The organism is Pseudoxanthomonas sp. 68-E7 (assembly GCF_057773145.1).
Genome location: NZ_JBYMTI010000001.1, coordinates 852,539 through 878,899, shown reverse-complemented (window position 1 = coordinate 878,899; position 26,361 = coordinate 852,539). Strand labels below are relative to the sequence as shown.

23 protein-coding genes are annotated in these 26,361 nt (G+C 68.3%); 9 read left to right on the top strand and 14 right to left on the bottom strand.

Annotation, left to right across the window (positions count from 1 at the left end; all coding sequences use genetic code 11):
* Nucleotides 1-49: 49 nt before the first annotated feature.
* The 5 genes from rsfS to leuS form a co-directional block, all read right to left on the bottom strand.
* Nucleotides 50-472 carry a ribosome silencing factor gene (rsfS, locus tag AC3DE2_RS04130; RefSeq protein WP_295382131.1) on the bottom strand — a complete coding sequence of 141 codons (423 nt, stop codon included), beginning with the start codon at nt 470-472 and terminating at the stop codon, nt 50-52.
* Between the two features lie 31 nt (nt 473-503).
* The gene (gene nadD, locus AC3DE2_RS04125) at nt 504-1,181 is read right to left on the bottom strand and encodes a nicotinate-nucleotide adenylyltransferase (protein ID WP_488425154.1); all 678 of its coding nucleotides are present in this window, start codon (nt 1,179-1,181) and stop codon (nt 504-506) included.
* Between the two features lie 74 nt (nt 1,182-1,255).
* A complete protein-coding gene (gene holA, locus AC3DE2_RS04120) occupies nt 1,256-2,287 on the bottom strand; it encodes a DNA polymerase III subunit delta (RefSeq protein ID WP_488425152.1) in 1,032 nt (343 codons plus the stop codon).
* Nucleotides 2,277-2,852, bottom strand: coding sequence for an LPS-assembly lipoprotein LptE (locus tag AC3DE2_RS04115; protein WP_488425150.1), 576 nt, complete (start codon nt 2,850-2,852; stop codon nt 2,277-2,279). The genes holA and AC3DE2_RS04115 overlap by 11 nt, the downstream gene beginning before the upstream one ends.
* Nucleotides 2,853-3,333: 481 nt before the next feature.
* Complete coding sequence (leuS, locus tag AC3DE2_RS04110) at nt 3,334-5,964, bottom strand: leucine--tRNA ligase (RefSeq protein WP_488425148.1); 2,631 nt, start codon at nt 5,962-5,964, stop codon at nt 3,334-3,336.
* A gap of 147 nt (nt 5,965-6,111) precedes the next feature.
* Between leuS and AC3DE2_RS04105 the strand changes: the two genes are divergently transcribed.
* Entirely contained in the window at nt 6,112-7,401 is a 1,290-nt protein-coding gene (locus AC3DE2_RS04105) for a metal-dependent hydrolase family protein (RefSeq protein ID WP_295382124.1), read from the top strand.
* Between the two features lie 4 nt (nt 7,402-7,405).
* On the opposite strand, the gene AC3DE2_RS04100 is transcribed toward AC3DE2_RS04105, so the two are convergent.
* From AC3DE2_RS04100 to AC3DE2_RS04085, 4 genes are all read right to left on the bottom strand, one after another.
* A complete protein-coding gene (locus AC3DE2_RS04100; RefSeq protein WP_295382123.1) occupies nt 7,406-8,014 on the bottom strand; it encodes a DUF998 domain-containing protein in 609 nt (202 codons plus the stop codon).
* Nucleotides 8,011-8,226 (bottom strand): helix-turn-helix transcriptional regulator, encoded by a 216-nt coding sequence (locus AC3DE2_RS04095; RefSeq protein ID WP_295382122.1) that lies wholly within the window; start codon nt 8,224-8,226, stop codon nt 8,011-8,013. The genes AC3DE2_RS04100 and AC3DE2_RS04095 overlap by 4 nt, the downstream gene beginning before the upstream one ends.
* On the bottom strand, nt 8,223-8,861 hold the full coding sequence (locus tag AC3DE2_RS04090) for a hypothetical protein (RefSeq protein ID WP_488425146.1): 639 nt from the start codon (nt 8,859-8,861) through the stop codon (nt 8,223-8,225). Before AC3DE2_RS04090 ends, AC3DE2_RS04095 begins: the two co-directional genes overlap by 4 nt.
* A 79-nt stretch (nt 8,862-8,940) precedes the next feature.
* Nucleotides 8,941-9,528, bottom strand: coding sequence for a hypothetical protein (locus AC3DE2_RS04085; protein WP_295382120.1), 588 nt, complete (start codon nt 9,526-9,528; stop codon nt 8,941-8,943).
* Between the two features lie 120 nt (nt 9,529-9,648).
* Between AC3DE2_RS04085 and trxA the strand changes: the two genes are divergently transcribed.
* Entirely contained in the window at nt 9,649-10,509 is an 861-nt protein-coding gene (gene trxA / locus AC3DE2_RS04080; RefSeq protein ID WP_295382119.1) for a thioredoxin, read from the top strand.
* Between the two features lie 33 nt (nt 10,510-10,542).
* Here the strand turns inward: trxA and AC3DE2_RS04075 are convergent, their stop codons facing one another.
* From AC3DE2_RS04075 to AC3DE2_RS04065, 3 genes are all read right to left on the bottom strand, one after another.
* Nucleotides 10,543-11,502: a helix-turn-helix transcriptional regulator gene (locus AC3DE2_RS04075; RefSeq protein WP_488425145.1), complete on the bottom strand. Its 960-nt coding sequence runs from the start codon at nt 11,500-11,502 to the stop codon at nt 10,543-10,545.
* Nucleotides 11,503-11,671: 169 nt separating this feature from the next.
* Nucleotides 11,672-14,761 (bottom strand): TonB-dependent receptor, encoded by a 3,090-nt coding sequence (locus AC3DE2_RS04070; RefSeq protein ID WP_295375996.1) that lies wholly within the window; start codon nt 14,759-14,761, stop codon nt 11,672-11,674.
* Nucleotides 14,762-15,146: 385 nt separating this feature from the next.
* Nucleotides 15,147-15,965 (bottom strand): AraC family transcriptional regulator, encoded by an 819-nt coding sequence (locus AC3DE2_RS04065; RefSeq protein ID WP_488425144.1) that lies wholly within the window; start codon nt 15,963-15,965, stop codon nt 15,147-15,149.
* 218 nt (nt 15,966-16,183) lie between these two features.
* Between AC3DE2_RS04065 and AC3DE2_RS04060 the strand changes: the two genes are divergently transcribed.
* Both AC3DE2_RS04060 and AC3DE2_RS04055 read left to right on the top strand, forming a co-directional pair.
* Nucleotides 16,184-16,618, top strand: a complete 435-nt coding sequence (locus tag AC3DE2_RS04060; RefSeq protein ID WP_295376000.1) for a hypothetical protein — start codon at nt 16,184-16,186, stop codon at nt 16,616-16,618.
* A 76-nt stretch (nt 16,619-16,694) separates the two neighbouring features.
* Nucleotides 16,695-17,165 carry a DUF4442 domain-containing protein gene (locus AC3DE2_RS04055; RefSeq protein WP_488425142.1) on the top strand — a complete coding sequence of 157 codons (471 nt, stop codon included), beginning with the start codon at nt 16,695-16,697 and terminating at the stop codon, nt 17,163-17,165.
* A 15-nt stretch (nt 17,166-17,180) separates the two neighbouring features.
* On the opposite strand, the gene AC3DE2_RS04050 is transcribed toward AC3DE2_RS04055, so the two are convergent.
* On the bottom strand, nt 17,181-18,536 hold the full coding sequence (locus tag AC3DE2_RS04050) for a hypothetical protein (RefSeq protein ID WP_295382727.1): 1,356 nt from the start codon (nt 18,534-18,536) through the stop codon (nt 17,181-17,183).
* Nucleotides 18,537-18,614: 78 nt separating this feature from the next.
* On the opposite strand from AC3DE2_RS04050, the gene AC3DE2_RS04045 reads away from it, so the two are divergent.
* From AC3DE2_RS04045 to AC3DE2_RS04035, 3 genes are all read left to right on the top strand, one after another.
* Complete coding sequence (locus AC3DE2_RS04045) at nt 18,615-19,283, top strand: DUF502 domain-containing protein (RefSeq protein ID WP_295382728.1); 669 nt, start codon at nt 18,615-18,617, stop codon at nt 19,281-19,283.
* A gap of 3 nt (nt 19,284-19,286) precedes the next feature.
* Nucleotides 19,287-20,069, top strand: coding sequence for a queuosine precursor transporter (locus tag AC3DE2_RS04040; RefSeq protein WP_488425139.1), 783 nt, complete (start codon nt 19,287-19,289; stop codon nt 20,067-20,069).
* 137 nt (nt 20,070-20,206) lie between these two features.
* On the top strand, nt 20,207-21,301 hold the full coding sequence (locus AC3DE2_RS04035) for a serine hydrolase domain-containing protein (protein ID WP_295382730.1): 1,095 nt from the start codon (nt 20,207-20,209) through the stop codon (nt 21,299-21,301).
* Nucleotides 21,302-21,305: 4 nt separating this feature from the next.
* Here the strand turns inward: AC3DE2_RS04035 and AC3DE2_RS04030 are convergent, their stop codons facing one another.
* Complete coding sequence (locus AC3DE2_RS04030) at nt 21,306-22,901, bottom strand: phytoene desaturase family protein (RefSeq protein WP_295382731.1); 1,596 nt, start codon at nt 22,899-22,901, stop codon at nt 21,306-21,308.
* A gap of 126 nt (nt 22,902-23,027) precedes the next feature.
* Here AC3DE2_RS04030 and AC3DE2_RS04025 point away from each other — a divergent pair, with 126 nt between their 5' ends.
* Nucleotides 23,028-24,674, top strand: a complete 1,647-nt coding sequence (locus tag AC3DE2_RS04025) for a FecR domain-containing protein (protein ID WP_295382732.1) — start codon at nt 23,028-23,030, stop codon at nt 24,672-24,674.
* Nucleotides 24,671-26,341: a CHASE2 domain-containing protein gene (locus tag AC3DE2_RS04020; RefSeq protein ID WP_488425137.1), complete on the top strand. Its 1,671-nt coding sequence runs from the start codon at nt 24,671-24,673 to the stop codon at nt 26,339-26,341. Before AC3DE2_RS04025 ends, AC3DE2_RS04020 begins: the two co-directional genes overlap by 4 nt.
* Nucleotides 26,342-26,361: the final 20 nt, after the last annotated feature.

The window sequence follows — 26,361 nt, the reverse complement described above, 5'->3', positions numbered from 1 at the left end:
AACGGCGCCCTTCGGCGCCGTTGTTTCGTTGGCATCGCGGGGCGGAACGTTACAGCCGATCCTCGGCTCCGGTTTCGACTTCGTCATGCTCCGGCGGCTGGTCGCCAACGGTCCACAGGCGTTCCAGCGCATAGAACTCGCGCACGCGCGGCAGCATGATGTGGACGATCACGTCGCCCAGGTCCACCAGCACCCATTCCGCCTCGCGCTCGCCTTCCACGCCCAGCGGCATCACGTCGAGCTTCTTGGCGAACTTGACCACCTCGTCGGCGATCGACTTGACGTGGCGGGTGGAGGTGCCCGAGGCAATCACCAGGAAATCGGCGACGCTGGACTTGCCGCGCACATCGATTTCGACGACATCCTTGGCTTTCAGTTCTTCGACCGCCGCATGCACGTTGGCGAGCAGGACCGGCACGGCCGGCGGTGGGCTGGGAAGACGGGTCTTGATGACTTGCGCTTGGCTGGACAAAGGCGTGGTGACTCCGGGTACTCGGCCGCGATTATACCGGACCGTTCGCGGCGGCCGACGTGAAGTACAGCCGTTCGTCCGCGATATAGGCGGCCACGGCGGGGGGGACCAGATCCTCCCAGTCCCCTCCCCCGGCGATGCGCCGGCGCACGTCGCTGGCGGATTCGGGCTGGAGCGGCTGGTGCAGCCGGTGTATCCGGCCGGCGGGAGACGCGCGCAGGTCGCCGGCATCGGTGGCCCAGCGGCCGGCGGTCGCGATGGCGAGCGCGGCGGGCAATTCACCGTCCAGCGGGCTGCCCGGGCGCTCGGCCACCACGAAATGGGCCAGATCGAACAGCGCCCGCCATTCATGCCAGCCCGGCAGTCCGACCAGGCTGTCCGCTCCCACCAGCCACGCGATCGGTGTCCGCGGCCCCAGCTCGCCGCGCAGTTCGCGCAGGGTGTCGACGGTGTAGGAACGGCGCCCGGGATGACGCAGCGCGCGCCGCAGTTCGCGTCGGTCCAGGTGCAGCCCGGCCTCGCCTTCGATGGCCAGCTCCAGCATCCGCGCGCGTTGCGCGGCGTTGGCGCCGGGCGGTGCGCGGTGCGGCGGGTCCGCCGCGGGCGTCAGCGCGACCAGCGTGTCGAGTTCGTCGCGGGCGGCGCGTGCGATCGCCAGGTGTCCGTTGTGGACGGGGTCGAAGGTGCCGCCATAGAAGAGATGGAGCATGCGGTGTCTGGGGCTGCTCGCCGGGAACCGGAAGCCAGTGTGCGGGGATCGCCGTCGCCGGGGAAGGCCCCGGCTCAGGCCACCAGCAGGCGCACCGCGCGCGCCTCGGCCACCGCCAGCAGCAGGCGTTCCATCGCGACCCAGGCATCGCCCGGCGCGCGTCCCTTGGCGATGCGATCGATGCGCGAGGCCTCGGCGACGAAACGCTCCCAGCGCTGTGGCGCAGCATGTCGCTGCAGGGCCCGCTTGAACGGCGCCTGCTTGGATTCCCAGATGCCCTGGGCCTTCATTTCCGCGGTCAGGTTGCCGCCCGCGGCCTGCACCCGCGCCAGTTGGGCGGTGCGCAGCAATTCCTTGACCACCATCGGCATCAATCCTGCCACCACGTCGCCTTCGGCGCGCAGGCCCGCGAGCATCCGCGACACCTGCGGTCCCTGCCCGGCCAGCATCGCGTCGGTCAGGCGGAACACGTCGTAGCGGGCGGCGTCGGCCACCAGCAATTGCATGGCCTGCGCCGTCAGGCTTTCACCCTGCGCCAGCAGCGCGAGCTTGTCGATTTCCTGCGCGGCGGCCAGCAGGTTGCCTTCGACCCGCTCGGCCAGGGTCTGCACCGCGTCACGATCCGCCTTCAGGCCGCGCACGCGCAGGCGGCTTTCGATCCAGCCGGGCAATTCGTGTGGCTTGATCGCCCACGCAACGGCAATGATTCCGATCTGCGCGACCGCGTCGGCCCATTTGCCGTGGTGCGCCTTGGACCATTCGCCGGCGGTGATCAGCAGGACGACATCCGGTGGCGGGTTCGCGCAGAACCGGCTGATGACCTCGGCGCCCTCCTTGCCCGGCTTGCCGCCCGGCAGGCGCACCTCGACCAGGCGGCGGGCGCTGAACAGGCTGGGCGCGTTGAAACTGGCATCCAGTTCGTCCCAGTCGAAATCGCGGCCATCGGCATCGAATACCTCGCGCTCGCCGATGCCCTGGGCGCGTGCCTGCGCACGCACCGCGTCGGCGGCTTCCAGCACCCGCAGCATTTCCGGCCCGGCGATCAGATAGGCCGGACGCAGCGGCTCGTCGGCGCGCCCGGCGATCTGTTCGGGCTTAAGTTCCATCGACCGGCTGGACCATCTGGCCGGCGCGCACCACGCCGTCGATGCGGCGCAGGATCGAGGCGGACATTTCCCGGCGCAGTTCGTCGGCGAGGATTTCGCGTTCGGTGGTGGTGCCGGTGGCGTTCTCGGGCGGCGACACGTAATCGCGCGACAACTCGACGACCTGTTGCGGTACCAGGTCGGTACCGTCGGCCTTGCGGAACGCGAACACGACCGCGTAGCGCAGGCTGTATTCCTGGGCGCGGCCCAATGCGTCCACCGCGATCGGCAGGTCGCCCCAGCGCTCGGAGACGATCACCAGTTCGGCCTTCCTGGGCGCCGTTTCGCCACGCGCGGCGGCGGCCTTCTCCACGTCCACATCCGCCGTCGTCAGGGTGCGGGCGTCTGCGCCCGCCACCTGCAGGCCCCGTACCAGCTTGTAGGCCAGATCGCTGTAGGTCGAGGAGGAGCGGACCAGGACCGGTCCCAGATCGGACGGCAGCGCGATGCGGCTGCGCAGGTGGAAACCGCAGCCGGCCAGCAACAGGGCCAGGGCGGCGGCGGCGATGAGTCGGGTTCGGATCATGGGCGAAGTCTGGACGAGGCCGTGGAAGGCGGCAATAGCCTAGCCCGCCCGCAGGTGAATACCGGTGAGGATCCGGCCCGATCACGTCCGGGAATGGACCCGGGTCGCGCGTGATGCGTCCTGGCCGCCCGTTGCCGCGAACGCTGGAATCCAGGCCTTGCGGAATCCCCGGGCGGCCTGGGACGCTTCATCCGTCCGTGCAAATGGATCCCGGCGTCCGCCGGGATGACGGCGTGGGCCGTGGGTGGAGCCCAAGCGGCCCCCTGTCGGGCGCGCAATGCCTTCATTCAATACCGGCGCCAAACCACCACCGTCATTCCAGCGAACGCTGGAATCCATTCTTCGCGGAACGCATCGGCCATCCGGAACGTTTCCCGTACACCCCAAATGGATCCCGGCGTTCGCCGGGATGGCGGGACACATGGCGGCGTGGGCGCGCGAGTGCCGGATGCGGCGCGGGCGGCTGGCCCGTCGCCGGCGATCAGCCGGCGACGATGTTGACGATCTTGCCCGGAACGATGATGACCTTGCGGATGGTCGCGCCGTCGAGGAACTTGGCGGTATTGGGCTCGGCCTTCGCCAACGCTTCGATGTGGTCGCGGGCGGCGTCGGCGGCGACCTCGATGGTGCCGCGCAGCTTGCCGTTGACCTGCACCGCCAGGGTCACCGAATCGCGTACCAGCGCGGCCGGGTCCACCTGCGGGAACGCGACATCCTCAAGCAGCGTCTCCGCATGGCCCAGCGCCTGCCACAGCGCGTGGCTGGCGTGCGGGGTGATCGGATTGAGCAGCAGCACCGCCGCCTCCAGCGCTTCCTGGCGCACGGCGCGGCCATTGCCGCTGGCGTCGTCGAACTTCGACACCGCGTTGGACAGTTCCATCACCGCGGCGATCGCGGTGTTGAAGCTGTGCCGCTTGCCGTAGTCGTTGCCGACCTTGTCGATGGTCTCGTGGGTCTTGCGGCGCAGCGCCTTCTGCCCGGCGCTCAGCGCGGCCAGGTCGGCCGCCGGCGCCGGGCCATCGGCGGCGTGCTTCTGCACCTGGGTCCACAGGCGGCGCAGGAACCGCGCCATGCCTTCCACGCCGGCTTCGTTCCATTCCAGCGACTGTTCCGGCGGCGCGGCGAACATCGAGAACAGGCGCACGGTGTCGGCGCCGAAGCGGTCGACCATCGCCTGCGGATCCACGCCGTTGTTCTTCGACTTGGACATCTTCTCGACCGCGCCGATGCGCACCGGCGCGCCGTCCGCGCGCAGGGTGGCGCCGGTGATGCGGCCGCGCTCGTCGCGCTGCACGTCCACGTCGGCGGGATTGATCCAGTCCTTGGAACCATCCGGATTGTCGCGATAGAAGGTTTCGGCGATGACCATGCCCTGGGTCAGCAGGTTGGTCGCCGGCTCGTCGCTGTCCACCAGCCGCGCGTCGCGCAGGAGCTTGTGATAGAAGCGGAAGTACATCAGGTGCAGGATCGCGTGCTCGATTCCGCCGATGTACTGATCGACCGGCAGCCAGTAGTTGCCGCGCTTGTCGACCATGTCCTTGGCGCCCGGCGAGGTGTAGCGCGCGTAGTACCAGCTCGACTCCATGAAGGTGTCGAAGGTGTCGGTCTCGCGTTCGGCCGCGCCGCCGCACTCCGGGCAGGCGGTCTTGCGCCACTCCGGATCCGCCTTGAGCGGCGACTTCACCCCGTCCAGGGTGACGTTCTCCGGCAGCACCACCGGCAGCTGCGAATCCGGCACCGGCACCGCGCCGCACTTGTCGCAGTAGATCACCGGAATCGGGCAGCCCCAGTAGCGCTGGCGGCTCACGCCCCAGTCGCGCAGGCGGTAGTTGACCCGGCGCTGGCCACGGCCCTGGCGTTCGAAGCGCTCGGCCAGCGCCTCGAAGGCGCCCTGGTAGCCCAGGCCGTCGAACTCGCCGGAGTTGACCAGTTCCAGATCCTCGCGGGTCTTGTCGCCATACCAGTCGCGCCAGGTGGTGGCGTCGTAGCTGGCCTCTTCCTCGTTGCGCGGCGACTTCAGCGCGATGACCTGCTGGATCGGCAGTCCGTACTTGGTGGCGAATTCAAAGTCGCGCTGGTCGTGGCCGGGTACCGCCATCACCGCGCCGGTGCCGTAGCCCATCAGCACGAAGTTGGCCACCCACACCGGCAGCTTCTCGCCGGTGATCGGATGCACGGCGCGCAGGCCGGTATCCATGCCACGCTTTTCCTGGGTTTCCAGTTCGGCCTCGGACACACCGCCCTGCTTCAGTTCGGCCAGGAAGGCCGCCAGTGCCGGATTGGACGCGGCAGCCTTCTGCGCCAACGGATGCTCGCCGGCGATCGACACGAAGGTCACGCCCATCAGGGTGTCCGGGCGGGTGGTGAACACGGTCAGCGGCTCGTTGCCTTCGACGGCGAACTGGATCTCCAGGCCCTCGGAACGGCCGATCCAGTTGCGCTGCATGGTCTTGACCGCGTCGGGCCAGCCCGGCAGTTCATCCAGGCCGTCCAGCAGTTCCTGGGCGTAATCGGTGATGCGCAGGAACCACTGCGGAATCTCGCGCTTCTCGACCACCGCGCCGGAACGCCAGCCCCGGCCATCGATGACCTGCTCGTTGGCCAGCACGGTCTGGTCGACCGGATCCCAGTTCACCACCGAGTTCTTGCGGTAGGCCAGGCCCTTGCGCAGCAGGCGGGTGAACATGCGCTGCTCGTGGACGTAGTACTCCGGGCGGCAGGTGGCGAATTCGCGCGACCAGTCGATGGCGTAGCCCAGCAGCTTCAGCTGGCTGCGCATGTGATCGATGTTGGCGTAGGTCCACTTGGCCGGCGCGGTCCGGTTCTTGATCGCCGCGTTCTCGGCCGGCAGGCCGAACGCGTCCCAGCCCATCGGCTGCAGCACGTTGTGGCCGGTCATGCGCTTGTAGCGGCTGATCACGTCGCCGATGGTGTAGTTACGCACGTGGCCCATGTGCAGCGCGCCCGACGGATACGGCAGCATCGACAGGCAGTAATACTTGGGCTTGTCGGACTGTTCGTCGACCTCGAAGGCCCGGCGAGTCTCCCAGAACGATTGGGCGGCGGATTCGACGGATTTCGGTTCGTAGGCGACGGGTTCGGCAGCGGACATGGCAGGCGTTGGCGGGAAAGGCGACGGCAAAGTCGGCAAGGGTACCGCAGTGCAGCAGGGGGCTCCACTCCGGAAGGTCACGGGCCGATTGGCGGATCCGCGCCGGGGGCTCCGATACCATGGGCCGGACCCGCTCCGGAGAGCCGCATGTCCCGTCCCGCCCTGCCCCTGGCCCTGACCTTCCTGCTCGTCCCGTTGTCAGCCACCGCCGCCGAACCGCTGGCGCTCCAATGCGAGCGGCTGTTCGAGGCGCGCAGCGGAAAACTGCTGCCGGCGCAGACGGTGGTGGTGCGCGACGGCCGTGTCGCCGAGGTGCTGGAGGGCCGGGTGGAGGTTCCTGGCGCCCGCACCGTCGATCTGGCCGGCCACACCTGCCTGCCCGGCTGGACCGATCTGCATGTCCACCTGGGCAGCCAATCCAACCCGCAGAGCTACTCCGAGGGATTCCGCCTGGATCCCGTCGACTTCGCCTACCGCTCGGTGGGCTACGCCGAAAAGACCCTGATGGCGGGATTCACCAGCGTGCGCGACCTGGGGGGCGAAATCGCGCCCCATCTGCGTGACGCGGTCAACCAGGGCCTGGTCAAGGGGCCGCGCATCTTCGCGGCCGGCAAGTCCATCGCCACCACCGGCGGGCACGCCGATCCCAGCAACGGCTACAACGACCATCTGGCCCACCTGATCGGTCCGCCCGGCCCGACCGAAGGTGTGATCAATTCCATCGATGACGCCCGCCAGGCGGTGCGCCAGCGCTACAAGGATGGCAGCGATGTCATCAAGATCACCGCCACCGGCGGCGTGCTCAGTTACGCCAGGTCCGGCGACGCGCCGCAGTTCACCGTGGACGAGGTCAAGGCCATCGTCGAGACCGCGCGCGACTATGGCTACAAGGTCGCCGCGCACGCGCACGGCACCGAGGGCATGAAGCGCGCAGTGCTGGGCGGCGTGACCAGCATCGAACATGGCACCTACATGAGCGACGAGGTGATGCGGCTGATGAAGCAGCACGGCACCTGGTACGTGCCGACGATCTACGCCGGCCGTTTCGTGGCCGACAAGGCCAAGGTGGATGGCTACTTCCCGGACGTGGTGCGGCCCAAGGCCGCCCGCATCGGCGCGCAGATCCAGGACACCGCCGCCAAGGCGTATCGCAACGGGGTGAAGATCGCCTTCGGCACCGACATGGGCGTGGGTCCGCACGGCGACAACGCACGCGAGTTCATCTACATGGTGGAAGCCGGCATTCCCGCCGCCGAGGCCCTGCAGGCCGCCACCGTGCGCGCGGCCGAAGTGCTGGGCGTGGATGATCAGGGCGTGATCGAGGCCGGCAAGCGCGCCGACATCGTCGCCGTGCCCGGGGATCCGATCGCCGACATCCAGCGCGTGCTCGAAGTCGCGCTGGTGATGAAGGACGGCGTCCTGTTCAAGCAGCCGTGAGCGGTCAGGCGGATCGGGACGAGGCCCGCCACGCGACCCAGCCGGCAAAGGCGATCCACAGCCACCAGATCCCGAAACCCAGCCGCTGGGCGATACCGGCCGGCAGCGTGTCGACCGCGAACAGCACCGCGTAGAGCACGCCCGCCGCGGCCAGCACGCTGAGGCGGGCAACGAGCCACCAGCCATCCCTGCCCCGCAGTCCCGCCGCCAGTAGCAACGCACCCGGCACGAACGCCACCCACCACAGCATCCACGCGGTGGCGTGGTAGCTGCTGGCGGGGTTGTGCAGGTCCGTCGGATCCAGCGGAAGCAATCCCAGCGCCACCACGCCCAGCGCCGACAGCAGCAGCAACTGCGCGCCGATCCGCACGGTCCAGCCGGCATCGCGCGGCAGGCGCTGGCGCAGCGCCAGCATCGCCGAGCACGCCAGCAGGCCCGGCAGCATCAGGCCCAGCAGATTGAAGGCATTGGCGTGCGGGATGCCCTTGGCGCCCAGCACCGCGACCGGATGGGTCACATGCGAAAAACCGGGCAGCGCGGCGCCGAAGCCGACCACGGCGGCGGTGAACACCACCAGGCCGGCGATGCCGGCCAGCGGCAGCCAGCGATTCATTTCGATTCCCAACGGAACACCTCTTCCACGCCCACGCCAAACGCCCGCGCGATGCGGAACGCCAGTTCCAGCGAGGGCGCGTAACGCCCCGCCTCCAACGCAATGATAGTTTGCCGGGTCACTCCACAGACATCGGCCAGCCCCTGCTGGGTCATGTCGCCGCGCTCGGTCCGCAGGCGGCGGATGTCGTTGGCGATCGGGGTTCCGGTCATCGGCGATCCCGCCAGTAATACACGGCGGTGGCCGCGTACTCGCACAGCCAACCCCACATCAGGGCCAGCACCAGCAGGTTGGCCAGCAGGAAGGGCGTGGCCCATTGCAGCCGGTGCGCGGGGGAGAAACCCAGCGTGACGGCCAGCGCGATCATGCAGAACACCAGCATGCCGCGTCCCCACTGGCCCGCGTGCCGGGCAATCTCGCGATCCCGCTCGTCTTCCTGGATCCTGCCCTTCCAGCGCGAGGCCATGGCCTGGCCCAGCACCGCCCAGGCAATGCCCAGCATGACCAGGTTGCGAGCCACCGCGCGGGCGTCGGCGCTGTCCGCCGCACCGGGCCCGGCGAACAGATCCAGCTTGGCCACGAAGTAGGCCACCGCCCCCAGCATGAACGCGAAACCGATGCGGGCGCGCCATTCGCCCGGCGAAATCGCGTGTTCCGCTTCATCCCGCGAAGAGAACTGCACGAAATACAGGGCAGCCCAGGCACTGGCCACGAGCAGGATCATGCCCAGATGGCCGGGATCCAGGCCCAGTACCTTCCGGGGCCCGGCCATCAGCAGCCATAACGCCGCCCCCGCCACCAACACCACGCCGTAGCGGCCCATCGTCCTTCCCGGCAGTCCCGACATGACACGCCCTCCACGGATGTAATGTAAACCTTACATTCGCCCCGAGATATGTCAAGTCTTTTTTACATCCCGGTCGGGGCTACTCTTCCCAGCCGGTGGGCCCACCGGCCAGGGTCGTGTAGTTGGCCGCCACGTAGTCCCGGGCCAGGCTGGCGACCCGCGCCAGCATGGCGTTGTCGGCGCCGCCGACCGTCCAGGCCCCGGCCATGCCGCGCGCGTGCTGGTAGAACTCGGGCTGGGCGATGACGTCGCCGCTGGCCGCGTCGGTCAGCCGCAGCCGCAGCAGGATGCGTGAACTGCCGGCGAAGGCGCCGGCGAAGAAGCGCTTGCCGCCGCTGATGAAGCGCACTTTCTCGATGACCGGTTCGATCACCAGCGTCCGCGCGGGCTCGGCCTGTACCGGTTCGGCGTTGCGCTGGGCTACCCATTGGCCCAGGCCCTGCTGGAGATTGCCCTGCACCGAATCGCGTGCTTTCTCGTTGGTTTCCTGTCCCGCGTAGGGCGGCACCAGTTGCACCGGTTTCAATTCGAACCGGGCGTAGTGATCCAGTTGCACGGACGGAGCGGCGTTGCGCTCGACGGAGGGACGGATTTCCTCGCCGGCCCATGACGGGCGGACGGCGCACAGGAGCAGGCCGATTGCGGCCAGGCGAAACAGCAGGTTCATGCGATGCGATCCCGAAGGAGGTGGAAGGTCCTGGCCGGGACGATGCCCCCGCCATGCTTGAAACCAACGACAATCGCCGCCATCTCAGGCCGCATCCGTCCACTCGACCACCTTCCTCCCATGACCGACCTGCCCCACGTATTCGACGCCACCGCCGAAACCTTCGAAGCCGAAGTCCTGCGCAAGTCGCTGGAAGTCCCGGTGCTGGTCGACTTCTGGGCGACCTGGTGCGGCCCCTGCAAGACCCTTGGCCCGATCCTCGAAAAGCTGGCCGGCGAGTACAACGGCGCATTCGAACTGGCCAAGGTCGACGTGGACAAGGAACAGCAGATTGCCGCCGCGTTCCAGATCCGCTCGGTGCCGACCGTGTTCCTGGTCAAGGACGGCCAACTCGTCGATGGCTTCCCGGGCGCCTTGCCGGAAGGGCAATTGCGCGAGTTCCTCAAGCAACACGGCATCGAGCCCGCCGCCGCCGGCGCCGAGCCGGAGGAGGCCACCGAAGTCGCGCAGGATCCGCATGCCGCGGTCGTGGCCCTGCGCCATGCCGTGGAAGCAGAGCCGGACAAGGACGAACTGAAGCTGGATCTGGCCCTGGCCCTGCTGAAGACCGGCGCGGCGCAGGAGGCCGAACAACTGCTCGACGCCCTGCCCGCCAACCTCGCCACCGATGATCGCGCGGTACGTGCCCGCGCCCGGCTTGGATTCGTCTCTGCGCTGAAGGACGCGCCGCCGGCGGAGGTGCTGGAATCGGCGATCGCCGCCAATCCGGACGATCTACGCGCGCGCCACCTGCTCGGCGTGCACCGCCTCATCGCCGGCGACGACGAAGCCGCGCTGGCCCAGTTCATCGAAATGCTCGGCCGCGATCGCGGCTACCAGGACGGCCTGCCGAAGAAGGTGCTGATCGACGCCTTCCGCGTCGTCGAGGACGAAGATCTCGTCGGCCGCTATCGCCGCCGGATGTCCTCGCTGCTGTTCTGAGCCGGGCTTGCGTCCGTTCGCGGCCGCGCCCCGCTACGGTGCTCGCGGAGCGCGGGAGCGTGCGTCGGTCGGCGTGAGGCCATAGCGGTTCTTGAACGCGCGGCTGAAGGAACTCTGGCTGTCGAAGCCGGTGGACTCGGCGATGTCGCAGAACGCCAGGCCGGTTTCCTCCACCAGCCGGCGCGCGCGGTGCAGGCGGATCCGGATCGCGCATTCGATCGGCGTCTCGTTGAAGACCGCGTGGTAGACGCGCGCCAGATGGCCGCGTGAATAGCTGACCTGGCTGGACAACAGCCCCATGCTCGTCCGCCCGCCCTGGCCTCCGGCCAGGATCGCGTGGCGGATGCGCAGCAGCCGCTGCATCGACCAGCGCTTGCGGCGCTGGCTGCGCCCGGGACAGCGGGTGATCAGCGCGCGCAGATCCTGCTGTCTATCGTGCAGCGTTCCCATGACCTCGCGCACGCGGACGGATGCCTCGCCCTCCCCATCGCCATCACGGGAGAGCGCCCTTCGCAGCGATTCCAGGCTCGAGACCTGCCGTTCGGGGCAATCCATTTCATCCGCGAGGATTTCGGCGATCACCGCCGGATCGCAGCCCGCCCGGATCCAGCTCTCGGCCGGTCCCCCCAGGCAGAACCAGCGGCTGCGCTGGCGATGGCCCAGCACACGCAACGGGCGATCCCAGACCAGGCACTGGCCGGGTTCCAGCTCCCAGCGCAGGTGGTCGCCACAGGCGCTGATGGTTCCCGACACCGGCACGAGCAGGACAAGCCATCCAGCCGGCAGCTCCATGAACGTCCCGCTGTTGGCGGCGTGCACCAGGCACAGCGGCGTTTGCCGACCGGGGGGCAACAGCACGGCATCGGCGGCGGCGGGTTCCAGCAAACGCATTGCCGGGTCGGGCCGTGTCCACGCATCCCGGACTCCCTCGCCGGGCAGGTACCCACCCGCTTCCGTCTCCACCACTTCGGTCCGGATCGTCTCCTCGCGCATCGTGCCTTCCTCCCATCGCCACGCCCGCATGCTGGTGATGGCGGGGATGGGCCTCAATGGCGCAGTGACGAAATGCGAAATCGCGATGACGGACGTCACGACGATCGCGCCAAAGACGATGGCCGCCCAGGGGCGGCCATCGCGATTGCCCTGCAACGGCAGGTTCGGCTCAGAAGTCGTACTGCACCATGAAACGCACCGAGCGCGGCGGCTGGTAGGCGGTCGGCAGCAGATAGACATCCGACGGCAAGCCCGTGTCCGGATCTTCCGCCTGTTCAACCACCGATACGACCCGCTGCTTGTTCAGCACGTTGAACACGTCGACCTTGAACGACAGCCCCTTGGCCCAGGCGGGCGCGTAGCGCAGGTTCAGATCCAGCGAATAGCTCCAGGGCAACCGCCCCTTGGTGCCACGCGGCACCGCCGCCACCGGCCCGTTCAGTTCGCCGGTCTCGGAATCGACCGACTGTCCCGCCGAGGTGGTGCCGCAACGCATGAACGAGGATCCGTAGGGGTGGAAATCGCCGTGGTACGGATAGAGCACGCCCAGGCAGTTGATCGGCCGGCCCGACTGGACCAGCAGGTTGCCGCCCACCGACCACTCGTCGTTGAACTCGTAGTTGCCGAACAGCTTCAGGCTGTGGCGGCGATCATTGGGGAGATAGCCGAAGGTATCGGTGGTCAGCTCGAGATAGTCGAAATCCTGGGTGGCATTGGTGTTCACCTGGCCGATGTCCGACTTCACGCCGCCCTCGGTGTTGCCCTTGCTTTTGGCGTAGGTGTACGAGCCCTGCAGGAACACCTTGTCCCAGTTGCCGTCCAGGAAGATCTCCACGGCCTGGTACGAACGCTTGGCCTTGGGTGCCAGGCGATCGCCCTTGACGCGCACCTCGGTCAGATTGCCGTCGCCGTACAGATCGGTCAGGAACACCGCGTCCTTGCCCGGGTTGAACATGCGGCAGTACGGGAAGCCCGCGCTCGGCAGCGCCGGGCTGCGGCCCTGTCCATCGAGCCAGCCGTCATCCTCGTCCAGGTGGAAGCCCGCCGCCTCCAGGATCGCGGTGTAGTCGCAGTTGTCGTCGATCGCCGCCTTCAGCTTGCGGTAGATGCCGCGCACGCCCAGTGACAGGTGATCGCTGAGCGCGGCCTGGAAGCCGAGGATGAACTCGTCCTGGTACATCGGGTCGAGATCCTTGGCCGCCACGGTCAACGGGTTCTTGGGCTGGCCGAATTCGCCGTTGATGTACTGCAACTGGCCGGCCGGTCCCACGCGCGGCACCAGGCCCAGCGGCGCGCCGGTTTCCGGATCCACGCCGGAGAAGGTGAACTGCTGGCGGGTGAACAACGAGGCCGAGGCGCCGCGGGTGGCCACGTCCGAGGTCAGTGGCAGCGCATAGCGGCCGGCGTTGCCGAACAGCTTGAAGGTCGAGTCGCCGTTGACGTCCCAGGCGAAACCCAGGCGCGGGCCGAACTGGTTGCTCACCTTGACGAAGGTGTTGCCGAAGCCGTCGCGGTTGTCGAAGGTGTCCCAGCGCCCGCCCAGGTAGGCGACGAAGTTCTCGGTGACGTTCCAGCTGTCCTGGACGTAGAGCGCACGCTGCTTGACCTCGTTCACCGAACCCTGGTTGACGATCTGCTCGCGCACGATGTCGGTGCCGTCGGCCAGGGTCGAGTAGCGCCACACGCGGCCGCCCTCGGTCGAGGTGCCCGCCACCGACTCGAAGTTGTCGATGTCCAGGCCGAACTGCAGGCGATGGTCACCCAGCAGCCATTCCGCGTCGATGCGGAACTGGTCGCGGGTATCGCCCGAATCCGAGCGCGGAATCGCGCCACCGGTCAGGTTGCACTGGCTGGCGTAGACGCCGGTGGCCTGCTGGCGCGAGGACGGACGCGCGTCGACGATGATCGGACAGCCGGTGGCGGGCTGGTGCAGATCGCCGTTGTAGCGGACATCGACCCCGGAGGCGGTGCGCAGGTATTGGCCGCGCGAGAACTCGCCATGCCCGTACAGCGCCGACAGGGTGAACGTGTCGGTCAGGTAGCCGGTGTACTTCAGCACATAGTTCTCGCCGCCCTGCTCGCCGTACGAGGTGCCGATCAGGGCCTGCCGATCCAGCACGCCGATGGTATTTCCATAGACCGCGGTCTCGGTATCGGCCTTGTCGGAGAAGCCGGTGAACTCGAGCAGGTGGTTGTCGCTGATCTGCCAGTCCATCTTCAGCAGCCAGGTCGGCGTCTTGACCGAGTTGTCGACGTTGGTGCTGGACAACACGTTGCCCCAGAGCTTCTGCTCCTGCCGCTTGTAGCCGATCAGGCCATAGGCGAACAGGCGATCCTGGATCAGCGCGCCGCTGGCCCAGACCGAACCTTCCACGTCCCAGGTGCTGTCGCGACTGCTGTCCTGGCGCAGCTGTCCCTTGGTGCAGGCGGTGTACGGCGCGGGGCCGCAGGCCAGCGGATTGGCCAGGTAGGTGTTGCGGGTCTTCTCGCGCAGCGAATCCGGGGTGTAGTAGACGCTCGCGCCGGCATGGAAATCGTTGCTGCCGCGCTTGGTCACCTGGTTGATCACGCCACCCAGCGAACGACCGAACTCCGCACCATAGCCACCGGTCTTGACCTGCTGCTCGGCAATCGCCTCGAACGGCACCTGCGAGAAATTGAGGCTGCGGAACGAATTGGTGATGTTGAAGCCGTTGATGAAGTATTGGTTCTCGGCCACCGACGAGCCACCGAACGACGCCAGGTTGCCGAACGCCACGTCGCCGCGCACCGTGCCCGGCGCCAGCAGCGCCACGCTGGTGGCGTCACGCGCCACCGGCACCTTGGCGATCTGTTCGGCGGTCAGGATGGTGGTGGATTCGACCGAGGAGACGTCGATGGGGTTGATGGACGATCCACCGACCACCGTGATGGTGTCCAGGGTCGAGGCATCGCGCGCGGCGAAGTCGACGGTCGACGCCGTGCCGACGCTGACGTTCACGGTGCGGTTGCCGCCGCTGCTGGACGTGATGGTGTACTGGCCCGTCGGCAGCGCGGAGAACCGGTAACTGCCGTCGCTGCCGGCGGTGATGGCACGGCTGAAGCCGGTGGCCGGATTGGTGATGGTGATGGTCTCGCCCGCGGCGGCGCGGCCCACGATCGCACCCGAGGAATTGGACTGTGCGTGCACCCCGCCCGCGAAGCACAGGCCAAGCGCGGCACACAGGGCGGTACGGCGCAGTCCCCTGGAAAGGTGTTTCTGGTTCCGATGGTTGATCATTGGCGCTCCCGGCAGTGAATCGATGGATGAAGGTGGACGGCGCCGGCCATGCGGCATACGGGCATGCGAGTGGCGGCGTCCTGCCGAAGGAAACTAACGGGAACTTCACAATGACGTTGTGCAAGAAAGACGAATTGGCACCGCAGATTCCATCAGGAACAGAGGCGTCCCCCGCGCACGCGCGCATCCCGTCCTGGATGCAGGACCGGCATGCACGAACGCGCTATCGCGGCACAGTCATTCCGCTTTTCCGGGATAACCCCGGCGACCATCGCGGCGGCACAGTGGCCACACCCCGGCCACACTCTCTCGGTCGAGCCAGGCTCGGCGTTCCCATGATGGACACCAGCCTGCCACCTGCCCGGCCCCCAGCCGGGCTTTTTTTTCAACGCCGGTTCGAGAAATAGCGCGCCGGCGAGTCGCCGAAGGCGCGCCGGAACATGGCGATGAAGTTGCTGGGCGAGGCGTAGCCGAGGGCGTCGGCGACGTCGGTCACGCCGGCGCCACGCGCCAGCATTTCCAGCGCATGGGTCAACTGCGCCTGCTGGCGCCACTGGGCGAAGGTCAAACCCGTCTCCGCGAGAATCAACCGGCGCATCGTCCGCGGCGACATCGCGCCGAACGCAGCCCATTCATCCAGGGTGCGCGGACTGCCCGGTTCGGCCAGCAGCGCGCGCGTCACGCGCAGCATGCGCGCATCCCGCGGCATCGGCAGGTGCAACGGTTCGCGCGGCGCGCGCGCGATCTCGTCGCGAATGATCGTGGCGATGCGCTCTTGCTCCGGCGCCAGCGCCTCCCGTTTGTCCCACTCCGCCGCCCGTCTCGCCAGCGCCTGCAGCACCTCGCTGATTCCGATCACGCAAGGATGCGCCGGCAATCCATCGCAGGCATCCGGCGCGACAAAGAGCGTCCACCCGATCAGCCTGCCGCTGATGCCCACCTTGTGCTGCACGCCAGCGGGCATCCATCCGGCCCGATGCGGAGGAAGCAACCAGGAGCCATGCGATGTCTGCACGTGGATCAGGCCGGCCTCGACGCAGAACACCTGGCCCCGGAGATGGTGATGCCATTCGTATTCACGGACACCCAGCCTGTACTCGCCGCCCGGTGCGATGTCCCCTCGGACCGCGATAAGCCAGGGACCTTCGCTCCATTCGCTGTAGTCCCTGCCATCCGTCCCGCGGGCATCATCACGCTTGGCCATATTTCACTATTTATAGACCAGATGCCGCTATCGCTCCAGTACCCCATGCGGCGATATTGGCCCGGCCAATCGCTCCGGGCTTCCCGGAGATGTGTTCGTCGCTACTGTCGCGGGTTTTCCGCGCCGCCCGGCCACATGCATGACCCGCGCGATCGCCCGCCACCCGCCGGCCGCCAGCCTCCGCGTCCTTTCCAGACCTGGATACAGGAGACACCCGCATGACCGACGATGGATTCCGCTTCGAGCTTCACGACGATTCCCGTTTTCCCTTCGTACGCGCGACCCCCAAGGAGAAACAGGCCGGCACCGCCCCCCAGTGGCAACGGGAAATGGAAGCGCTGATCGCGCGCGCGCAGCCCTTCGTGATCATCTTCCCGCCCGATCATCACGCCGATCTGGAACAACTCGATGGCAACGCGATGCGGCAGGCCCAGGAAGAACGCAAGCAAAGGGCGCTGTGGCTCAAGCGCAACCGCGAAGTCCTCGCCGGATCCTGTCGGGGAATGATCACGATCGAATTGGACGGGGCCCGGCGCAGCGCGGAAAGGGCCCGGGCCACCCAACTGGAGAAGGCCTTCGGAGTGCCGCTGCGGGTAGCCGACTCCGGGGGCATGGCCGATGAGCTGGCGGACGCCTTGCTCGGACAGCGCTAGGCGCGCCGTGGGGGAGCGGACAAACCATACTTATACGTATGGTAGGCTGGAAACCCGTCCGCCCCCACGCCCGGCCATGAAAGCATCGACCCTGCGCCACATCTTCAATCTCTGGCCGCCCTTCCTGTTCAGCGGCATCCACGTCACCCGCCTGGCCGACGACTGGCGCGGCGCGCGGGTGGAGATGCGCATGCGCCCCTGGAACCGCAACTACGTCGGCACCCATTTCGGCGGCAGCCTGTTCTCGATGACCGATCCGTTCTGGATGATCCTGGTGAAGGAATGCCTGGGCGGCGACTACTTCGTCTGGGACAAGGCCGGCGAGATCGAATTCGTCAAACCCGGCAAGGGCACCGTGCACGCCGAGTTCCGCGTGGACGAGGCGATGCTCGATGACATCCGCGCGGAAGCCGCCAACGGCGAGAAGCACCTGCGCTGGCTGCCGGTGGAGGTGATCGACGCGCAGGGCGAGGTGGTCGCGCGGATCCGCAAGCAGATCTATGTGCGGTTGAAGCCAAGGGCGCGCAACGGCGACGCCGCGGAGTGACACGCGGCGCTGTCGTCACTGCAATGCCTTATGCACGGGTAGCTCCCAATAAGGGCCATCCCGCTGATCGAACACCGGGATGCGCAGGCGACCGTCCACGACCTGGATGTCCCGTCCTTGCCGCAGCTCCACGGGACGCATCGCCACGCGCCGGGAAAGCCCGAGGCCGTCCACAGGCTGCTCGCGCAGCCACAGCAGCGTCGCGATCAGGTTCAGGCGTGCGCGCTGGTCCTGCAAGCGATGCTGGTAGCCGCTCATGCCGGGGTACTCCATGTCGGCCACCATGCAGCCGAACGCGTTGGCAGCGCATTCCAGTCGCCACGCGGACGACGGCGGGCGTGGGGTGACTGGCTGATCGGCCAGCACCTGACGTCGTACCGTTGCACCGCAATGCCATGCCCTGGCCTCGGCTACCATCGCCAACGTCGCTTCGGGCCGATAGCCCAGTGAAACCAGCCAATCCGGCTTGCCCGGCTGTATCACCATCCCGTCGCCGGCAAGTTCGAACAGCGACCGCGTGAATTCGAACTCGCGCCGGGCGACCTTGCACAGCGAACTCCCCGCCAACGGAGGCGGTTCGCGCAACGACGCGCACTCCGCCGGCAAGGCAACGTCGGCCGGAAGCGAAGCCAGCATCTGCCCCTGCAACGCCAGCCAGCCACGCAACGCCGCGTCACCCATCATCAGGTCGAGCAGCAGGTCCGGATGTCGCATCCAGCGCCGCCAGGCCACCGTCGCCCGGCAGGTCTCGGCCAGCGCGGGGACATGCTCGCCCCGTGCGTAGGCCCGGGCCGCGGCGGTGCGCATGAGGCGCGCGCCATCGCTCAGGCCCGCGATCGCGAAGGGCGTGTCATAGGACAGCCGAAACGGTGTCCTCAGGTAGTCGTTGCGTTCGAGTGCATCGCGGGTGCGTTGTAGCAGGCCGGCGTGCGCGGCGAGGATCGCATCGACCCTTGCCGGCGCAGCGCGCACTTTGCCCAGGCAATCATCGTCGATGATGTTGCAGAGCAGGCGCCCGGGATCCTCGAGTTTCTCCTGCGGATAGCGACCTTCCGCCAGGGACACGAAGGCCGGTGCGTCTTCAATAATCCTGCCGTCAGCGGCGAAGCCGGGCGCGCCACGGCGGTTGAAGCGTTCGACATCCCCGGCGGCGATACGCGCCCGCTCGCCATCCGCCAGGTCATACCGCAGCAACCAGACGTCCGCGAATGCGTTTCTTCCCGCGGGCATCGGCACGGGTGCGGTCATGTCGGCCAGCGCCTGTTGCTGGGCGCGGGTGGGCCAATGCAACCGCGAGATCGCGAACAGCGTTCCCGCAAGCATCAGCAGTGCCAGCCCCCCGCCCCACACCACCCGCAACATCCGTTTCATATCGCTCCCCACAGCGTTCCCGCAACCAGCGTAGCAAAGCGCCGCATCCGGCCCGGACTAGGTCCTACAATAGCCGCCATGCCCCCCGACCCCGCCTCCCGCCCTTCCCTGCAGCGCCTGTTCCTGACCGGTCTGCTCACCCTGCTGCCGATCTGGCTGACCTGGGTGGTGGTCAAGTTCGTGTTCGTGCTGCTGTCCGATATCAGCAAACCCTTCGTCGGCCCGATCTCGCACCAGATCGCCGCCTCGTTCCCGCAGGCGCTCGGCTGGTTCAACGCACAGTGGGTGCAGAACACCATCGCCCTGGCCGCCACCCTGCTGGCGATCCTGGCGGTCGGCATCCTCGCCCGCCGCGTGATCGGCCAGCAGTTGCTGCGCTGGTTCGAACTGCTGGTGCTGCGCATCCCGCTGGCCAGCACCATCTACACCAGCGCGCGCCAGCTGCTCGACATCCTGCAGACCAAGCCCGGCAGCACCCAGCGCGTGGTGCTGATCGACTTCCCGCATCGCGACATGAAGTCGGTGGGCCTGGTGACCCGGGTCATCCGCGAGGAAGGCACCGGCCGCGAACTGGCCGCGGTGTATGTGCCGACCACGCCCAACCCGACCTCCGGCTACCTGGAAATCGTGCCGGTGGAACTGCTGACCCCGACCGACTGGACGGTCGACCAGGCGATGAGCTTCATCATTTCCGGCGGCGCGGTATCGCCGGAATCCATGCCCTTCACCCGCGCGGGAGAGCGCTGACCGATGGCAGTGACGAATGGCCGTACCCTCGACGATCGCGCGGTACGGCTGTTCATCGCATTGGCGGCGTTCTTCTGCGTCAACGCGGTGCTGGCCGAATTCATCGGGGTCAAGATCTTCGCCCTGGAGGACACCCTCGGCATCGCCCCGCTGGAATGGAACCTGTTCGGCCAGAGCGGCTCGCTGAACTTCACGGTCGGCACGCTGCTGTGGCCGTTCGTGTTCATCCTCACCGATACCATCAATGAGTTCTTCGGCCGTCGCGGCGTGCGCTTCATCTCGTGGATGGCGGTGGCGCTGATCGTCTATGGCTTCGTGTTCGCCTTCCTCGCCATCGCCACCGCACCGGCCGGCTGGTGGGTGAAAGCCGCCGAGCACCAGGGCGTGCCGGACTACCAGGCCGCGTTCGCCGCGATCTTCGGCCAGGGCATGTGGTCGATTGTGGGCTCGATCATCGCGTTCCTGATCGGGCAGTTGATCGACGTGGCGGTGTTCCACCGCATCCGCGTCGCCACCGGCGAGCGCATGGTCTGGCTGCGCGCGACCGGCTCGACCGCGATCTCGCAACTGGTCGACAGCTTCGTGGTCATCTGGATCGCCTTCGTGCTGGGGCCGCAGAAGTGGCCGACCTCGCTGTTCCTGGCGGTCAGCTCGGTCAACTACGTCTACAAGATGCTCGCGGCGATCGCGCTTATCCCGCTGCTGTACCTGATGCGGCACGCCATCCGCCGTTACCTTGGCGAGGACCGCGAGCGCCAGTTGCGGCAGGAAGCGGCGGCGGACTGAGCCTACCGGGTAGAAGGCCACGGCGAAGCGGGCTTCGCTTCCCCCGCCCTTCCGCGGCGCCCTTGCCGCCGTGCCCGCTGCGCGTCCCGCCCGCAGCGGCTATGCTCCGCCTTCCATTCAATGCGGGGAGAGCCTGGATGAACCTGTCGCGGACCGTGCGCGTGCTGCCGTTGCTGCTGATGGCGGCGCTGTCCCTGCCGACGCCCGGCCATGCGCAGGCCGGCAAGCCCGTCGGCGCGGACGCAGGGCGCGACGCCGCGATCGCCGCCCTGATGCAGCGCTACGACGGCCAGGTACCCGGCGCGTCCCTGCTGGTGCTGAAGGACGGCCAGCCGGTGGTCGAGCGCGGCTTTGGCCTGGCCAACCTGGAAGACCGGATACCGGCGTCGCCGGAAACGAACTACCGCCTGGCCTCGGTGAGCAAGCAGTTCACCGCCGCCAGCATCCTGCTGCTGGCCGAGGACGGCAAGCTGCGGCTGGAGGATCCGATCAAGCGCTGGCTGCCCTCGCTGCCGGCCGCCGCCGACGCGATCACGATTCGCCATCTGCTCAGCCATACCTCGGGCCTGATCGATTACGAGGAGGTCATGCCCGCCGACCCGAAGGGGCAACTGCACGACATCGACGTCCTGCGCATCCTGGAAGGACAGGATCGCACCTACTTCGCCCCCGGCAGCTCGTACCGCTACAGCAACAGCGGCTACGCGCTGCTGGCGCTGATCGTCGGCAAGGCCTCGGGACAGGATTTCGCCGGCTTCCTGCGCCAGCACATCTTCCTGCCGCTGGGCATGGCCGACACGGTGGCGCTGGAGGAGGGCATCTCCACCGTGGTCAACCGCGCCTACGGCTACAGCGAAACCGATGGCCGCTGGCAACGCACCGACCAGAGCCCGACCAGCGCGGTGCTGGGCGATGGCGGCATCTATTCGTCGATCAAGGATCTGGCGCGCTGGGACGCCGCACTCTATGACGAGCGCCTGCTCAAGCAGTCATCCCTGGATCTTGCGTTCAGCCATGCCACGCCCACCGACGAACCGGACGTGCCGTACTACGGCTTCGGCTGGCGCATCAACGGCGACGCGGTCTGGCATTCCGGCGAGAGCATCGGCTTTCGCAACGTGATCGTGCGCTATCCGAAGGAGAAGCTCACCGTCATCCTGCTCAGCAACCGCAACGATCCGGAGCCCTATCGCACCGCCCTGCAGATCGCCGCCTTGTTCCGCGCGCGCTGAGCGATCACTTCAGATCCGCCAGGACCACGCGCGCCGCGTTGTGGCCCGGTGCACCGGTCACGCCGCCGCCCGGATGGGTGCCGGCGCCGCACAGGTACAGGCCGGGAATGGCGCCGCGGTAACCGGCCTGGCCCAGCATCGGGCGGGCGCTGAACAACTGGTTGAGCGAGAGCGCGCCGTGGAAGATGTCGCCGCCGATCAGGCCGAAGGTGCGTTCCAGATCCAGCGGGCTCAGGACTTGCCGGCCCAGTACCGAAGCGGCGAAACCGGGCGCGAAGCGGTCCACGGTGGCGATCATGAGATCGGCAACCTCGTCGCGGTGATCGTCCCAGCCGCGTCCGCCCGGCAGTACCGGCGCGACATGCTGGCAGAACAGGCTGGCGACGTGTTGCCCCGGCGGCGCGAGTGAATCGTCCAGGGTGGAGGGAATCAGCATTTCCACGATCGGTTCGTTCGACCAGCCCTGCGCCTGCGCATCGCGGTAGGCGCGGTCCATGTAGTCCAGGCTCGGCGCGAGGATGATGCCGGCGGTCAGGTGATCGCCCTCGCCCGGCAGCGCGGTGAAATCCGGCAGCCGCGACAGCGCGACGTTCATGCGGAAGGTGCCGGAACCACAGCGCCAATGCGCCATGCGCTCGCGGGTCGGCGCGGGCACGTCGTCCGTGCGCATCAATTGTTCGTACAGCAGCTTGGGATTGACGTTGGCGACCACCGCGCGCGCGCGCAGGGTTTCGCCCCCGGTGGTCACCACGCCGACCGCACGGCCCTGCTCGACCAGCACTTCGCGCACGCCGGCCCCGGTGCGCAGTTCCGCGCCGGCCGCGCGCGCGGCGCCGGCCATTGCCTGGGTGATCGCACCCATGCCGCCAATCGCATGGCCCCAGGCGCCCTTGACGCCGTTCACCTCGCCGAACACGTGGTGCAGCAGCACGTAGGCCGAGCCGGGCGTGTACGGACTGGCGTAGTTGCCGACCACGCCGTCGAAGCCGAACAGCGCCTTCACCGGCTCGCTTTCGAACCAGCGATCCAGATACTCGCCGGCCGAGATGGTGAACAGGTCCAGCAGTTCCTGGCGCAGGGTCTCGTCCAGTGCATGCAGCTTGCGTCCCAGCCGCGCCGTGCGCAGCAGCTCCGGCAACGCCTTCCACCAGCCGCCGTCGGTCAGGTTGGGCGGCGGTTCCAGCGCCAGTGCGCGCAGCACGTCGGCGATGGCGTCCAGCCGGGCCTCGTAGGCCGGCAGGCGCTCGGCGTCGCGGGCGGAGAACCTGGCGAATTCGGCGCGGGTCTGGCCGCCACCGGTCAGCAGGTAGCCGCCCTCGGGCAGCGGCAGGAAGTTGTTGCGCCGGCGCTCGACCACGCGCAGCCCATGGCCGGCGAGATCCAGATCGGCGATGACCCGCGGCTGCAGCAGCGAGACGGTGTAGGAAGCGACCGAGTTGCGGAAGCCGGGATGGAACTCCTCGGTGACCGCCGCCCCGCCCAGCACCCCGCGCCGTTCCAGCACGGTCACCTTCAGGCCGGCCCGCGCCAGGTAGGCGGCGCAGGTCAAACCGTTGTGGCCCCCGCCAATCAGCAGGACGTCCCGGACGGCCTGGCTCACGGACGCTCTCCGGCCAGCCTGCCCAAACGGAAGCCGGGACCGGTACCGGCCACTGCCTGGCGGCAGGCTCGCCTATAATTGTGATTCAGCACGCAAACGGGATGGCAGGGGACAGGCTTGGCGATCATGACGTTCGTCCGGGGGATGGGAATCCGCGCGGGGCTGTTGCTGGCCCTGGCGTCGGCCTGCGTCCCCGCCTTCGCCGAGGACTGGGTCTATCGGGTCCGGCCCGGCGACACCCTGTGGGATCTCGGCGGCGTCTATCTCAAACCCGGAGTCGACTGGCATCGGCTTCAGCAGCATAACCGCATCGTCGACCCCTACCGGCTCGCGCCGGGTAGCCGTTTGCGCATTCCCTTGACCTGGTTGCGCCAACAGCCGGCGCAGGCACGCGTGATCGCCCTGGTCGGCCAGGCGACCGCAATCACCTCCGCCGGCGCGGAGCGCCCGGTCAGCGAAGGCATGGAACTGGGCACCGGCAGCCGCCTGCTGACCGCGCTGGGCGCCTCCCTGAGCCTGCAGTTCGCCGACGGCTCCCGCCTGCGCCTGCGCGAAAGCAGCGAGCTGGTGCTGGATCGACTGACCCGCTACGGCCGCACCGGCATGGTCGACACCCGCGTGCGCCTGCAGCGTGGCCGCATCAACAACGAGGTGCGTCGCCTGCGCGGCGCCGGCGACCAGTTCATCGTCGACACGCCCACCGCTTCCTCGGCCGTGCGCGGCACACGCTTCCGTATCCACACTGGCGAACAGGGCATGCAGGCCGAGGTGCTGGACGGACGCGTCGCGGTCACCGCCGGCCAGCAGGCGACGCTGCTCAAGCCGGGATTCGGCACCCGCGCGCAGGCCGGCGGCGGCGATCGACTTGAACCGATCGCGCTGCTGCCGGCGCCGGATCTGTCGGCGATTGCCGCCGAACAGGACAGCGTCCGCCCGCAGTTCGCCTGGCCTGCCGTTGCCGGCGCCAACGGCTACCGGGTCCTGATCAGCCGCCATCCTGATTTCGCCGCGCTCATCGCGGATCTCGTCGCACCCGACGCTTCGGCCACCGCGCCGGCGCTGGAGCCCGGGCAATACCACCTGCGGATCAGCGCGATCGATGCCCAGGGCCTGGAGGGACGCGACGCCGACGCCGCGTTCCGGATCGAGGGACGCCCGGTGCCGCCCTACGCGGTCGCTCCCTCGGCGGGCAGCCTGGTCCGCCAGGACCGCCCGGCGCTGCGCTGGACACAGGCCCCGGAAGCCCATCGCTACCGCTATGAAGTGGCGGACAACCCGGGGTTCCGCGATCCGATCGCGCAGGGCGACGATCTACGCGGAGAAGCGATCACCGTCGCAAAGCCGCTCGCTCCCGGCGCGTACTATTGGCGCGTGGGCAGCATCGATGCTCAGGGGAAGAAGGGGCCGTTTGGAGACGCCATCGAATTCACGGTCAGGCCGCTGGATCCGATCGACGACATCGATCTGGGCAAGGATGGCGCACGCGCCGACGGCATCACCTTCCACTGGCGCGCCGGACAGCCCGGCCAGCGCTACCGCTTCCAGATGTCGCGCTCGCCCTCGTTCGAGCGGCTCGGCGTGGACGAGGTGGTCGAACAACCCGAAATCACCCTGCCCAAGCTCGCGGGCGGCACCTGGTACCTGCGCGCGCAGGCCATCGATACCGATGGCGAGGTCGGCGAATTCGCCCCCGCCCAGAAGATCAAGCTGCCCTGCCGCCTGTGCCGCGTGGGTGCCGGCGCGGGCGCGCTGCTGATCCTGCTGAGCCTATGATCACCTCGCCCTCCACGCCCAAGCCGAGGAGCCGCCTGCTGATCGCGCTGGGCGCGTCGGCGATCGTCGCCTGCCTGATCCTGACCGGACTGGCCGCGCGCATGGACCAATGGCTCTACGACCGGCTCAGTCCCCTGGTGGCGGAGGAAGCGGACAACCGCATCGCCATCGTCGCCATCGACGAGAAGAGCCTGAGCGAGCTCGGACGCTGGCCGTGGTCGCGGCGCCAGCACGCCCGGCTGGTCGACGAGCTCGGTCGGATCGGCGTGCGCGGCATCGGCCTGGACCTGTTGCTGTCCGAACCGGCGCTGTTCGATCCGGAAGGCGACGCGCTGCTGGCACGGGCGATGAGTCGCCACGGCAAGGTGGTGCTGCCGGTGCTGGCCGAGGCCACCCAGGTCAACGGGCCGCTGGTGGAGCTGCTGCCGATTCCGGAATTCTCCGCCTCGGTGGCTTCGCTGGGCCATGTCGACCTGGCCGCGGACGAGGATGGCGTGGTGCGCAGCGCCTATCTGCGCGCCGGCCAGGGTTCGCCGCGCTGGCCGGCGCTGGCCCTGGCCCTGAGCCAACTGGACCAGTCGCTGCCGCAGAACGACGATCTTCCCGGCGAGCGCCTGTCGGATCCGGAGCAGGCATCGCCGCAGCGCTGGGTGCGCGACCACCGCGTGCTGATTCCCTACGCGCGTCCGCCCAACGGATTCCCGCAGGTTTCCTACACCGACGTCATCCACCAGCGGGTACCGGCCTCGTTGCTGCGCGGACGCTGGATCCTGGTCGGCACCACCGCGATGGGCATGGGCGATACGGTCAAGGCGCCGGGCCAGGACGGCGGTCGCGGGCTGACCGGCGTGGAGTACGAAGCCAACGTGCTCAACATGCTGATCCAGGGCAACGCGATCACCCCGATGTCGCTGGGCGGGCAATTGCTGCTGTCGATCCTGCTGGTGTCGCTGCCGATGCTGGTCTGCGGGTTCCCGGTGTTCCGCCAGATCTGGCGCCCGGCGCTGGCGACGATCGCGCTCACCCTGCTGCTGTCATTGCTGCTGCTGCAGTTCGCGCGACTGTGGTTCCCCGCCTCGGCCACCCTGCTGGTGCTGGCGATCGGCGCCTCGGTCTGGGTGTACCGCCTGATTCGTCGTACCCAGCGCGCCGCGCAGACCGATCCGCTGACCGGCCTGGCCAACCGCAACAAGTTCAACCACGCCCTGGAACAGGAGCTGCGCGCGATCCAGCGCACCCACCTGCCGATGTCGCTGCTGCTGCTGGACATCGATCACTTCAAGCAGCTCAACGACAGCCAGGGCCACGCCAGTGGCGACGCCGTGCTGCGGCTGCTGGCGCGGGTGCTGCGCGGGCGCGCGCGCCGTCCGCGCGACGTGATCGCACGCCTGGGCGGCGACGAATTCGCGGTGCTGCTGCCGGAAACCTCCGCGCAGGCGGCGGCGACCATCGCCACCACCATCCATGTCGACCTGGCCAACCTGGCCGCCCGCACCGAACGCGCGCTGGATGCGCCGCCGTTCACCGCCAGCATCGGCATCCACACCACCCAGGCCGGCGACAACCTGGATGCGGCCGAAGTGTTCGAACGCGCCGACGCCGCGCTGTACCAGGCCAAGCAGGCCGGCCGCAACCGCAGCGTCAGCCACGCCATCGCGACGCCCTGATCCCGGCCTCGCGGCGGGTC